Here is a 12,280-nt window from a genome sequence, read left to right as displayed (position 1 = left end):
CGTTCAGAGCGCGTCATGGAAAATCACCCCCAGGGTATGCCGCCTGCCGGCCCGCAGCTGGCTGACGCCGTGGCGCAGGCGGACCCTGTGGTAGCCGCGCAGGCCCTGAGCCGGGCGGAAGTTCACCGCGAATAGCACGCCGTCGCCGAGGCCCAGCGGCACCACCTGCACCCGCGATTGCATGCGCGGGCGTTGCTCGGTGATGACGAACTCGCCGCCCTCGAAGTCGTGGCCAGGCTCGGACAGCAGCACCGCCAGTTGCATCGGGAAGACTTGCTCGCCGTAGAGGTCCTGGTGCAGGCAGTTGTAGTCGCCTTCGACATAGCGCAGCAGCAGCGGGGTAGGGCGCAGCTGGCCGGCGGCGTGGCAGCGCTGGAGGAAATCGGCGTGTTCGGCGGGAAAGCTGCCGTCCAGGCCCAGGCGCTCATGCCAGAGGTTGGCCAGCGGCGCCAGGTGCGGATAGAGGCGGGTACGCAGGGCGGCTACCAGCGGCGGCAGCGGGTAGTCGAAGTACTGGTATTCGCCCTGGCCGTAACCGTGGTTGGCCATGCGGATGCGCGAGCGGAAGCGCTCCTGGTCGCCATACAGGTCGGCCAGCGCCGCGCATTCACGCGGGTCCAGCAACTGGCGGACCAGGGCCCAGCCATCGCGGTCGAGGTCCGCCTCGATGCGTGGCCAGTCCAGGTTGTCGATGGCTTTCATGTCCGTGCCCCTGTTCTGTGGTGGGCGCCGAGCATAGGCGGGCGCAAGCGCCGGGGCACTCCGTCGCTTGCGCTCGAATTCGCCGCCCTCAGGGACGCGAATACACCTTGAACAGGGTCTGGTCCAGTTCGCTGGGAGCGCCGAAGTACTTGCTGTAGAGCGGCACGATGGCGCCGGATCGATAGACCTGGCTCAGCGCGGTGTCCACCACCAGGCGAAAGTCCTCGTCGTCACGGGCCAGCGCCAGGGCCACCGGCGAGAACTCGAAGCGCCGGTCCAGCACCATCAGGTTGGTGTTGGCGGTGTCCCGTGCCACCAGACTGCGCAGCATCATCTGGCTGGCGAAGAAGGCGTCCACCTTGCCGTCGGCTACCTGTGCCACACCTTCCACCGGGCTGGCCACGGTTTCCAGGCTGACCAGCACCTTCAGCAGGCGCAGTTTTTCCCGCGCCCAGTCTTCCACTACCGAACCGCTCTGTACCGCGAAGGTATGGGCGGCCAGGCCGCGATTGAGGGTGGCGCGCCAGGTGGGGCCGGTCTGCTCCACCTCGCCATTGAGCACCTTCACCAGGGAAACAGGCGCGTCCTTGCGCACCACGACGCCGATTCCGGCGGTGTACACCGGCAGGGAGAAGGACACGCTTTGGCGACGCTTCAGGGTTTCCGCCATGGGGCTGCAGAGCAGGTCCACGCCGCCGTCACGCACCACGCCCAGCGCCTTGTTTGGCGCCAGGGGCACGAAGCGCACCTTGAGCGAGGCCAGCCCTGGCTGGCTGCGGATCTGGTCGGCGACCTTCTGGCAGAGGTCGATCGTGTAGCCGGATGCGCCTTCGCCCTCGGCGGACGAGAACGGCGGCTGGTCCGGCAGGTAGCCTAGGGTGAAGGTGCCGCTGGCGCGGATGCGGTCCAGGGTCTGGGCCGGGGCCAGCGACGGCAGCAGCAGGGTCAGCAACAGAGGCAGCGAGGCCAGCGCTTTCGGGCTCATGCGTTGTCCTCCAGGCCAAGGGCGCGGGCATTTGCGGCGCGTTCTTCGAGGAAGCGGTCGGCGATGTAGCCGAACATCAGGTAGCCCACCGCGGTGACGATCATGCCGCCGAACACCGCCTCGGTCCCGGAGGCATAGAGCGCGTAGAAGCTGTAGGCCATGGCGATGAGCAACACCACGACGTTGCGGTGGTGTGGGTAACCCGTCACCCCGGCTTTCTGCATGATCACCAGCAGCGCCGAGAGCGAGGTGATGTAGGGGACGATGTTGGTCACCGCCGCCAGGCTCACCAGCTTGCCGAACTGTTCCGAGGCATTGGGCGAGATGGTCGACACCGCCATGGCGCTCTGCAGTAAGGCGTTGGCCACCAGCCCGGCGATGGGCGCGCCCAGCAGGGTGACCTTGGCGAACAGCGCCGGGAACATGTGCTGGTCGGCGGTGACCTTGGCGGTCTGCGCCAGGGTGAACTGCCAGCCCAGCAGCGAACCGACGCAGGCCATCACCGCCAGCGCCATGATCACGTTGCCCACCAGCGGGTTGAACATTTTCGCGTAGACAAAGGCAAAGGGCGCGCTGGAGTTGGCCAGCTCGGGGTTGGGCACGATGCCCATGATCACCGAGGTGGACAGCACGTAGATCACCGCCGCGCCCAGGGTGCCCAGCAGGCAGGCCAGCGGCACGTTGCGCTTGGGGTTTTCCACGGCGTCGGAGTTCTGCGCCGCCGATTCCATGCCGAGGAACGCCCAGAGGGTGAGCGGAATGCTCTGGGTGATGGCGTCATTGGTGGAGATGCCATTAGGGTTCCAGGCGGCGGCAAAGATATTGGAGTCGAACCAGAACCAGCCAATCACCGAGAGCCCGGCCACCGGGATGATCACGCCCCAGACGGTGATCGAGCCGATATGCCCGGTGATCTTCGGGCCGCCGAAGTTGGCCAGGGTGGTCAGCCAGATGAGCACCACGGCGCCAACGAACAGCGGTATGGCGCCGCTGCCCAGCCAGGGGATGAAGGGCGTGAGATAGCCCACGGCGGAAATGGCGATCGCCACGTTGCCGATGGCCAGGGAGAGGAAATAGAGATAGGAGCAGAGGAAGAAGGCCGACTTGCCGTGGGCTTCTTCCGTGTAGGCGGACATCCCGCCCGAACGTGTGCAGAAGATACCGCACTGGGCGAAGCAGTAGGCGATGGCCATGGAACCGATCGCGGTGATCACCCAGGACAACAGGGAGATTGCCCCCAGCTGCGCCATGCTGGAGGGCAGCATGATGATGCCCGAGCCCATCATGTTCACCGCCACCAGGGTCGTGAGCCCGGTAAGGCCCATTTTCTTGCCGGAAGCCGTCATGTCCGAATCCTTCTTGGGAAAACATCTCCAGAAAGATAGGCGGCGTCCGGCGTTGCTGCCGCAATGCCAGGCGTAGAATTCACCTTCCTGCAACATACCGCACAGAGCAGCCCATGCCCCTGCACCCCGAAGACCTCGCCAGCATCACCTCCACCACCCTCGACGACTACAACCGCAACGCCGAAGGATTCCGTGAAGGCACCCGCGACCACGACGTGAGCCAGAACATCGAGGCGCTGCTGCGGCATATCCGGGGCGAGGTGCCGTTCACCATCCTCGACTTCGGCTGTGGCCCCGGTCGCGACCTCGCTACCTTCACCCGGCTGGGCCACAAGGCCATCGGCCTGGACGGCGCGGAAAGCTTCGTCGCCATGGCTCGCGCCGACTCCGGCTGCGAGGTCTGGCATCAGGATTTCCTCAACCTCGACCTGCCGGCTGGGCGCTTCGACGGCATCTTCGCCAACGCCAGCCTGTTCCACGTCCCGCGCCAGGAACTGCCCCGCGTCCTGCGCCAGCTCTGCGACACCCTGAAGCCCGGCGGCGTGCTCTTCAGCTCCAACCCCCGTGGCAAGAACGACGAAGGCTGGAACGGTAGCCGCTACGGCTCCTGGCACGACTACGAGAGCTGGAAGGCACTGCTGGAAGCGGCTGGCTTCGACGCCCTGGAACACTATTACCGCCCAGCCGGCCTGCCACGGGAGCAGCAGCCCTGGCTGGCGAGTGTGTGGCGAAAACGCGCCTCGTAAGAGTGTTGCCGAGGCCGAGCCGGTAGGGTGCGCTGCGCGCACCGGCGATTTGCGGCGGTGGGTTGACCTTGGAATCGGTGCGCGAGGCGCACCCCACGGTTAGCCAAGTGGCAGGGGCGTACCCCGTGCGGCAGCGCAACGACCCTCCTGAGTGGCTTCGGCTACTTCATATACGAACGCAGCAAGGTGGCGATCTGGTCCACCTCAGCCCGACGCGCTTCGGCGCTCAGATCTTCGGCCCCCAGGTGGTCGCGGATGTGCCCCTCCATCACTTCGGCCATCAGGCCGTTCACCGCACCACGGATCGCCGCGATCTGCTGAAGGATCGCCAGGCAGTCACCTTCCTGCTCCAGCGCGCTTTCCAGGGCGCTGGCCTGTCCCTTGATCTTGCGTATCCGCGTCAGCAGCTGCTTCTTGCCTTTGAGCGTATGCGCCATGGCTTTTCTCCTTGGTAGGTATACTGGGGTATAGTATGCGAGCGATTTTTCTGGAGCATGATAGCCATGACCACGCGCAACCCGGAACACTGGGTGCACTCCCACCAATTCCACCAGAGCAACCTGTCGGCGGAGCGCAAGACGCGCCTGGCGATGTGGATTACCGCGGTGATGATGCTGGCCGAGATTGCCGGGGGCTGGTACTTCAACTCCATGGCGCTGCTGGCCGATGGCTGGCACATGAGCTCCCACGCGCTGGCGCTCGGCCTTTCGCTGTTCGCCTATGCCGCTGCGCGCAAGCTGGCCCATGACCGGCGTTTCGCCTTCGGGACCTGGAAGGTGGAGATACTGGGCGGTTATTCCAGCGCCATCCTGCTGTTGGGGGTGGCGGGCCTGATGGTGTTCCAGTCGGTGGAGCGTCTGCTGTCGCCGGGGCCGATCCACTATGACGAAGCCATTGCCATCGCGGTACTGGGGCTGGTGGTGAACCTGCTCTGTGCCTGGCTGCTGCGCGGTGACCACCATCACCACGATCATGGTCACGGGCACGCCCATCACCATCATGACCACCACCATCACCACGACCTCAACCTGCGTTCGGCCTACTTGCACGTGGTCGCCGATGCCGCGACTTCGGTGCTCGTCATCGTTGCCCTGTTGGCCGGCAAGTTCTGGGGCGCGGCCTGGCTCGACCCGGTAATGGGCCTGGTGGGCGCCGTGCTGGTGGCGCGCTGGGCCAAGGGGTTGCTGAGGGATAGCGCCCGGGTGCTGCTGGATGCGGAGATGGATGCACCGGTGGTCGAAGAAATCCGCGAGGTGATTGAGGCGCTGCCGACGGCTCCCACCATCACCGACCTGCATGTCTGGCGGGTCAGCAAGGACAGCTACGCCTGTGTCCTCACCCTGGCCACGACGGGGACGATCGACGCCGACAGCGTGCGGCAGGCACTCGCCATCCATGAGGAACTGGCGCATGTGACGGTGGAAATCAATCGGCTGGGGGCGTCGTTGCCAGCCTGATCACTGGGACTGTGCGGATGAGCACCTCGCAGAATGGGTTGAGCTTGCGAGATGCATCGACCTCCGCTGATGGGTTTCGCTTCGCTCTACCGCATCCTACGGGCCTGCATATGGCAATACCGACTAACTGTCTGAAAGAAGAAACGCCGCACCTTGTGAGTGCGGCGTTTTTGCGAGGGCAGGTCGTCGACCCGCTAAGCGATTGAGATCGCCCCCACAGTGAGCCCGGTCGGGCTCGGTGAAGGCATCAACCCTTGCGTGGCAGTTCCTTGGGCAGGTCTTTCCCCGCCTCGGGCACCTTGGGGTGGATGATGGCCTGACGGACTTTCTCGTAGTCGTCGTAGGGCAGGCCGGCGCGGCTGAGCATCTCCAGGGCGAATTGCTTCACCTCGGCGTCGGTGTAGGGGCGTTGCTCGGGTTCCGGTTGGCTGGCACAGCCGGCGAGGATCAGCGCCATTACGGACAGCGCAAGGATGTGTGCGTGTTTCATGGGTGTCCCCGGTGTGTATTGGTGAGTGCGTGCAGGCTACCAACCGACCGGGAGGGGGAAAAATCATCCCCGTAGATAATGACTATTGCCTCAACCGCAAGGATGCCGCGATTGCAGGGAGATAGTGAGCAGACTAACCTTTGCCTTCTCAAATTCATCGGATGATTGGATGTTTGCCATGTCCGCTCCCGCCCTCAAGCGCTCCCTGGTGGATATCGCCCTGGAGCAGATCCGTCAGCGCATCGACAACGGCACCTGGCCCCTGGGCCAGCGACTGCCACCCGAACCCGAACTGGCCGAGATCATCGGCATCAGCCGCAACACCGTGCGCGAGGCGGTTCGGGTGCTGACCTTCTCCGGCGTGCTGGAAGTGCGTCAGGGCGACGGCACTTACGTGCGCGCCTGCGCCGACCCGCTTTCCACCATGCAGGCGTTGGCTCGCAGCTCGGTGGAGCAGGCACTGGAGGCGCGCGGAATGATCGAGGTCGAGGCCTCCCGGCTGGCGGCCCTGCGTCGTACCGAAGCGGACCTGGCGGATTTGCGCGTGGCCCTGGCCGCGTCCGCCGCACGTTCCGGCTACGAGAACATCGACGACTACATCGTCCACGACCTGGCTTTCCACCAGCGGGTGGTGGACAGCGCCCACAACCCGGTGCTGAGCCAGCTGTATCGCTACTTCTCCCAGGTGATCCGCGTTGGCCTGGAGCGCACCATCTCCGACCCCGAACGGCCGCAGCCGAGTTTCGACCTGCACCGTGACCTGCTCGACGCCATCGAACGACAAGACGCGGACGCCGCCGCAGCGGCCAACCGTGCGTTGCTGATCTGACCTTGCCCCCTTATTGGAGCTGCCTTGCATGAACGCCCCGAACCCCATGGATGACCCCAAGCCGGCCTGCCCGCCGGAAGAGCTGCTGATCGACGCCGAAGCCGACGACGAACCCCAACCCCATGTGCTGCGAGGCAGTTCCTGGCTGCTGCTGGTGGGATTGGTGATGGTGGCGCTGAACCTGCGCCCGGCGCTGTCCAGCCTGGCGCCGATGCTGAACATGGTGCGTGAGGCCACGGGCCTGTCGGCCACCGGCGCTGGCCTGCTGACCACCTTGCCGGTGCTTTGCCTCGGCCTGTTCGCGCCGCTGGCGCCTATCCTGGCGCGGCGTCTGGGCAGCGAGCGCACGGTGCTGCTGATCCTCCTCACCCTGGCTGGCGGCATCGTGCTGCGCAGCTTGTTCCCAGTGGCGGGGCTGTTTTTCGGCAGTCTGGTGGCGGGGGCGAGCATCGGCATCATCGGCGTGCTGCTGCCGGGCATCGTCAAACGCGACTTCCCCCATATCGCCGGGCTGATGACCGGTGTCTACACCATGGCCCTGTGCCTGGGCGCGGCGCTGGCCGCCGGCGCAACGGTACCGCTGGCCGAGCTGATGGACCGTGCCTGGCAGCCGGCGCTGGCCTTCTGGGCATTGCCGGCCATCCTCGCCGCGCTGATCTGGCTGCCCCAGACCCGCCAGGCCCAGCACGCCCACCGCCAGGTCTACAAGGTGACTGGCCTGTGGCGCGACCCGCTGGCCTGGCAGGTGACCCTCTACATGGGCCTGCAATCCTCCCTGGCTTACATCGTGTTTGGTTGGTTGCCGTCGATCCTGATCGACCGTGGGCTGAGTGCAGTGCAGGCGGGCCTGGTGCTATCCGGGTCGGTGATGGTGCAACTGATCAGCGCCCTTGGCGCGCCCTGGCTGGCTACCCGCGGCCGCGACCAGCGCGCTGCCGTGGTGCTGGTGATGGGCCTGACCCTGGCTGGCCTGCTGGGCATGCTCTATGCGCCGCTATCCAGTATCTGGGGCTGGGCCGTGGTGCTCGGCCTGGGACAGGGCGGCACCTTCAGCATTGCCCTGGCCCTGATCGTGCTGCGCTCGCGGGATGCCCACGTGGCCGCCAACCTTTCCGGCATGGCCCAGGGCGTGGGTTACACCCTGGCCGCCATGGGTCCGCTGATGGTGGGCGTGGTGCACGACCTGACAGAGGGTTGGAGTGCGGTGGGGATCATCTTCGTGGTGATCAGCCTGGCCGCCACGGCGTTCGGCCTCGGTGCCGGGCGCAACCTGCATGTGGCGGCCAAGAGCGAACACCTCTGACCGTCCCTACGACTTGCGAAACCCATCGACCCTGGCTGATGGGTTTCGCTTCGCTCTACCGCATCCTACGGGCTGTCCCAGCTTTGTAGGATGGGTGGAGCGGAGCGATACCCATCAACGATGGTCATCCGTGCAATCAGGGCCGCCAGTTGGCGCTGAATTTCTCCGCCAGCTTCTGTTCGCGGAAGCGTTCGACGATGAAGTCGATGAACACGCGGGTCTTGGCCGGCAGCAGCTTCTGTGCGCTGAAGTAGAGGGACAGGCTGCCGGTCTCCACGTACCAGTCCGGCAGCACCCGCTCCAGCGTTTCGCGTTGCAGGTGGGGCAGGGCGTGCACGGTACTGACCAGGGTGACGCCCAGCCCTTGCATCGCCGCATGGCAAGCCACTTCCGGGTCGCTCATGGTCATGCGCAGCTTCAGTTCGAAGGTGGCTTGGCGGTCGTCGCGGGTGCGCAGCGGCCAGTTGCGCACGCGGCCGGTCTGGGGCGAGCGGATGAGGATGCCGTCGTGCCGGGCCAGGTCGTCCGGTGATTCGATGGCCGCGTGCCGGGCCAGATAGTCCTTCGACGCCAGCAGCACCCGATGGCCCGGCGCCAGTTGGCGGGCGATCACCCCGGGCGGCAGCTCGAAACCGCCGCCGATGGCCGCGTCGAAACCCTCGCCGATCAGGTCCACCGGGCGGTTGTCGAAGTGCCAGTCGGGGACTATTGCCGGGTAACGGGCGAGGAAGTCGGACAGGTGCGGCAGGATGTAATCGCGGCCGAAGGCCACGCCCATGCTCACCTTGAGGGTACCCGCCGGCTGGCCCTGGCTGGTGGCCAGATTGGCCACGGCGCCCTGGATGGTCGCCAGGCCGCCACTCACCTCCGCCAGGAAGCGCTCTCCCGCTTCGGTCAGGGTCAGGCGCCGGGTGCTGCGCAGGAACAGGCGCACACCCAGGCCGGACTCCAGCCGAGCCACGTTCTTGCCCACCGCTGCGGGCGTCAGGCCCAAGCGCCGCGCGGCTTCGGCGAAGCTTCCAGCCTCGGCGGCGCGCACGAAGCACTCGATGCTGCTGAGGGTTTCCATGGGCTCTCCATAAACCTTTGGTATCGACTGAATATAGCGATTGCCAGCTTATCGGTTGCGAATGCGAGGTGAATACTGGGGCCGTCTTCCACCCACTTCCCCGTTTCAGGAGACCTCAAATGAGCACCAGCAAAACCCTCGAAGGCAAAGTCGCATTCATCCAGGGCGGTTCCCGTGGCATCGGTGCCGCCGTTGCCCTGCGCCTGGCCCGTGACGGCGCATCCGTCGCCCTGACCTACGTCGCTTCCGCCGCTGGTGCGCTGGACGTGGTGCAGACCATCGAAGCGGCAGGCGGTCGCGCCATCGCCATCCAGGCCGACAGCCGCGACGAGCAGGCCATCCGTGCTGCCATCCGCCATACCGTGGATACCTTCGGCCGTCTCGACATCCTGGTGAACAACGCCGGCGTACTGGCCGTGGCGCCCATCGAAGAGTTCCGCATCGAAGACCTGGATCGCACGCTGGACGTGAACGTACGCAGCGTGGTGATCGCCAGCCAGGAAGCCGCCCGTGTGATGGGCGAGGGGGGCCGCATCATCACCATCGGCAGCACCAATGCCGAACGCATGCCCTTCGCCGGTGGTTCGGTCTATGCCCTGAGCAAGGCGGCGGTGGCCGGTTTCACCAAGGGCCTGGCCCGCGACCTCGGCCCGCGCGGCATCACGGTCAACAACGTGCAGCCCGGCCCGGTGGATACCGACATGAACCCGGATGATGGCGATTTCGCCGACTCCCTCAAGCAGCTCATGGCCCTGCCGCGCTATGGCAAGGCGGAGGAGATCGCCAGCTTCGTGGCCTACCTGGCCGGCCCGGAATCGGGCTACATCACCGGCGCGAACCTGACGATCGATGGCGGGTTCTCGGCCTGACGACGGGCAGATGGTCGCCCGTAGGATGGCGTGTAGGAGCGAGCTTGCTCGCGAACGGTCCGTGCGAGGTTTCGCGAGCAGAGCTCGCTCCTACGAAAGCGGTGGAAATGAAGAGCGATTTCCACCCTACAAAAGGCGGATCAACCTGTCCCGCAGCGCCTGATCCGGCTCCTTCCCCCGTCCTGCCTGGAGGTTGTCCAGCATGTGACGGGGGTTTCCCGTTCCGGGAATCACGCAGGTCACCGCCGGATGGCTCAGGCAGAACTTCAGCAGGAGTTGCGACCAGCTGGTGCAGCCGTACTCGCCGGCCCACTCCGGCAGCGGTTGCTGCAACAGGTTGCGCAGCAGGTTTCCGCCGCCGAAGGGACGGTTGATCAGCACCGCCACACCGCGCTCCTGCGCCAGGGGCAGGATGCGTTCCTCGGCATCGCGGTCGTTGAGGGCGTAGTCGATCTGCAGGAAGTCCAGCTTTTCGGCGCGCAGCACCCGCTCCAGTTCGTCATAGGCACTGGAGGTGTAGTGGGTGACGCCGAGATAACGGATGCGGCCTTCCTCCTTCCATTGCCGCAGGGTCGTGAGGTGTTCCTGCCAGTCCACCAGGTTGTGCACCTGCATCAGGTCGATGCGCTGGCGCCGCAGCAGGCGCATGGAGTGCTGCATCTGCTCGACGCCGTGCTGGCGACCCTGGGTCCACACCTTGGTGGCAACGAAGGCCCGGTCCTGGGCCTTGAGTTCGCTCAGCAGGCCACCCACCACTTCTTCCGCCTGGCCATACATGGGCGAGCTGTCGATCACCGAACCACCGGCGGCGAAGAGTGCTTCCAGCACCTTGCGACAATCCGCCCAGGCCGCGCTGGCGTCGTGGGAGATATCGAAACCCCGGTAGGTGCCGACGCCGATCACTGGCACCTGCTCGCCGGTGGAGGGAATGGCGCGACGGAGCACCGGCTGTTGCCCCATGTCGGCGCCGAGGCCGAAGGGGCTCATGGCCAGGAGCGCCGTGCCAGCACTCAGGCGAAGGAATTCGGCGCGGGTGATGCCGGTTCTCATGGCTCGGTCTCCTGTGATGGGGACGAAGATTCAGTGTGCTCGTGCCGGTGGCCGAGACGCCAGCCCAGTGCGGACCAGGCCAGGGCTACAGCCGCGCCCACCAGCGCCACTGCGGCGGAGGCCAGGCCGATGCCGGTGAGCAGCGCATTGAGCCAGGCGCTCAGGGCGTCGCCTCCGCGATAGACAACGGTATCGATGAAGTTCTTCGCTCGATATTTCTCCTGGGCGCCGAGTGGTACGAAGAGCATTTCCCGGCCCGGCCGCACGAAGGCGTACTCACCTACCCGGCGCAGCACCATCACCGAGGCCAGTACGGCGAATTGCGGCAGCATTGCCAGGCCGAGAAAGCCCAGGGCCACCAGCAGCGGCACCACCGCCAACAGCGCGCCGACGCCAAAGCGCTGTGCCACGCGTCCGGCGATGAACAGCTGGCAGGCGAGGGACAGGGCCTGCACGGTGAAGTCGATCAGGGCGAAGACGCGTACTTGCTGGTGACTGTCCGGATACAACGCCGCCACCAGCCGCGCCTGCTCGAAGTAGAGGAAGGTGCTGGTGCAGGAAAGCAGCAGGACGAAAGCGCAGATGCCCAGCAGGTAGCGCGAGCCCTGCACCTGGCTGATACCGGCGAAGGGGTTGCCGGGTACCGGCCGTTCCGGTGGTTCGCTTTCCGCTCCGGGTCGCCCGGCACCGCCGGTTCCTCGCCAGTCCATCAGCACACGGCGCATGGCCAGGGTGGGCAGCAGGAGGAGGGCGGCCAGCACCAGCAATCCGGTGGTTCCCAGATCGCTCACCAGCAGGCCGCCCGCGAGCGGTCCGATCAGCCCGCCGAGGCTGGCGCCGGCAGCGATGGAGGGGAACAACCGTTTGGCCTGGCGACGGTCGAACACGTCGGCCAGCAGGCTCCAGGCCAGGGACACCACGAACAGGTTGTAGACCGACAGCCAGACGTAGAAGGCCCGCGCCGCCCACAGCGGGTCCGGCGTGCGCCACAGCAGCCAGGCGAAGCCCAGCAGGTTGCTGGCGAAGAACAGGTAGACCCAGTCGAGGAAGATCCGCCGGGGGACCCGCGCATTCAACCAGCCATAGGCCGGGACTGCCAGCAGCATGACGACGAAGGTGGCGCTGAACAGCCACTGCAGGTTCTCCACGCCCCCGGCGATGCCCATGGACTCGCGCACCGGACGCAGCATGAAGTAGCCGCCGAACAGGCACAGCAGCAGGGCGAAGGCGGCCAGGGCCGGGGCCAGTTCACCGGGCCTGGCATGGATGGCGCGGTGCAGCAGGGACATGGCGGAGGTTCGTGTGGGGTGGTCTGGTGGTTTTAGACCATGGCGGAGCGGGGTGCTGGTATCGGCTGCTGCGGGGGCTGGTGGGGAGCGCTTTGTTGTGGGGGCGATTTCAATCGCTGAGCAGGCCGAAGGTCTGTCTTTCAGG

Annotated in this window: 13 protein-coding genes; 5 read left to right on the top strand and 8 right to left on the bottom strand. The window is 66.0% G+C overall.

From position 1 onward, the window contains the following. Nucleotides 1-3: 3 nt before the first annotated feature. The 3 genes from E8F06_RS16530 to potE all read right to left on the bottom strand — a co-directional run bounded on the left by E8F06_RS16530 (nt 4) and on the right by potE (nt 3,033). Nucleotides 4-702, bottom strand: coding sequence for a 2OG-Fe(II) oxygenase (locus E8F06_RS16530; protein WP_280369200.1), 699 nt, complete (start codon nt 700-702; stop codon nt 4-6). Nucleotides 703-790: 88 nt separating this feature from the next. Beyond that, entirely contained in the window at nt 791-1,687 is an 897-nt protein-coding gene (locus E8F06_RS16525) for an amino acid ABC transporter substrate-binding protein (protein WP_280369197.1), read from the bottom strand. Then, entirely contained in the window at nt 1,684-3,033 is a 1,350-nt protein-coding gene (gene potE / locus E8F06_RS16520; protein ID WP_280369194.1) for a putrescine-ornithine antiporter, read from the bottom strand. Before potE ends, E8F06_RS16525 begins: the two co-directional genes overlap by 4 nt. A gap of 113 nt (nt 3,034-3,146) precedes the next feature. Between potE and E8F06_RS16515 the strand changes: the two genes are divergently transcribed. Continuing rightward, complete coding sequence (locus E8F06_RS16515; protein WP_280369192.1) at nt 3,147-3,779, top strand: class I SAM-dependent methyltransferase; 633 nt, start codon at nt 3,147-3,149, stop codon at nt 3,777-3,779. 161 nt (nt 3,780-3,940) lie between these two features. On the opposite strand, the gene E8F06_RS16510 is transcribed toward E8F06_RS16515, so the two are convergent. Next, a complete protein-coding gene (locus tag E8F06_RS16510) occupies nt 3,941-4,216 on the bottom strand; it encodes a metal/formaldehyde-sensitive transcriptional repressor (protein ID WP_190829954.1) in 276 nt (91 codons plus the stop codon). A 66-nt stretch (nt 4,217-4,282) separates the two neighbouring features. Between E8F06_RS16510 and dmeF the strand changes: the two genes are divergently transcribed. Beyond that, on the top strand, nt 4,283-5,236 hold the full coding sequence (dmeF, locus tag E8F06_RS16505) for a CDF family Co(II)/Ni(II) efflux transporter DmeF (RefSeq protein ID WP_280369186.1): 954 nt from the start codon (nt 4,283-4,285) through the stop codon (nt 5,234-5,236). A 247-nt stretch (nt 5,237-5,483) separates the two neighbouring features. Here dmeF and E8F06_RS16500 read toward each other — a convergent pair whose 3' ends face one another. Further along, the gene (locus tag E8F06_RS16500; protein WP_280369184.1) at nt 5,484-5,726 is read right to left on the bottom strand and encodes a hypothetical protein; all 243 of its coding nucleotides are present in this window, start codon (nt 5,724-5,726) and stop codon (nt 5,484-5,486) included. Nucleotides 5,727-5,904: 178 nt separating this feature from the next. Between E8F06_RS16500 and E8F06_RS16495 the strand changes: the two genes are divergently transcribed. Both E8F06_RS16495 and E8F06_RS16490 read left to right on the top strand, forming a co-directional pair. Beyond that, on the top strand, nt 5,905-6,555 hold the full coding sequence (locus E8F06_RS16495) for a FadR/GntR family transcriptional regulator (RefSeq protein WP_280369182.1): 651 nt from the start codon (nt 5,905-5,907) through the stop codon (nt 6,553-6,555). 28 nt (nt 6,556-6,583) lie between these two features. Continuing rightward, nucleotides 6,584-7,858, top strand: coding sequence for a CynX/NimT family MFS transporter (locus tag E8F06_RS16490; RefSeq protein ID WP_280369180.1), 1,275 nt, complete (start codon nt 6,584-6,586; stop codon nt 7,856-7,858). A gap of 136 nt (nt 7,859-7,994) precedes the next feature. Here E8F06_RS16490 and E8F06_RS16485 read toward each other — a convergent pair whose 3' ends face one another. Next, a complete protein-coding gene (locus E8F06_RS16485; protein ID WP_280369178.1) occupies nt 7,995-8,927 on the bottom strand; it encodes a LysR family transcriptional regulator in 933 nt (310 codons plus the stop codon). Nucleotides 8,928-9,046: 119 nt separating this feature from the next. Between E8F06_RS16485 and E8F06_RS16480 the strand changes: the two genes are divergently transcribed. Next, entirely contained in the window at nt 9,047-9,796 is a 750-nt protein-coding gene (locus E8F06_RS16480) for a 3-oxoacyl-ACP reductase family protein (protein ID WP_280369176.1), read from the top strand. A 126-nt stretch (nt 9,797-9,922) separates the two neighbouring features. Here E8F06_RS16480 and E8F06_RS16475 read toward each other — a convergent pair whose 3' ends face one another. Together E8F06_RS16475 and E8F06_RS16470 are read right to left on the bottom strand one after the other, a co-directional pair. Beyond that, nucleotides 9,923-10,846, bottom strand: a complete 924-nt coding sequence (locus E8F06_RS16475; RefSeq protein ID WP_280369173.1) for an aldo/keto reductase — start codon at nt 10,844-10,846, stop codon at nt 9,923-9,925. Continuing rightward, on the bottom strand, nt 10,843-12,135 hold the full coding sequence (locus E8F06_RS16470) for an MFS transporter (protein WP_280369171.1): 1,293 nt from the start codon (nt 12,133-12,135) through the stop codon (nt 10,843-10,845). The genes E8F06_RS16475 and E8F06_RS16470 overlap by 4 nt, the downstream gene beginning before the upstream one ends. Nucleotides 12,136-12,280 lie beyond the last annotated feature (145 nt).

The organism is Pseudomonas sp. BN411 (assembly GCF_029871235.1).
Taxonomy (GTDB): Bacteria; Pseudomonadota; Gammaproteobacteria; order Pseudomonadales; family Pseudomonadaceae; genus Metapseudomonas.
This window is presented reverse-complemented; position numbering and strand designations above follow the sequence as displayed.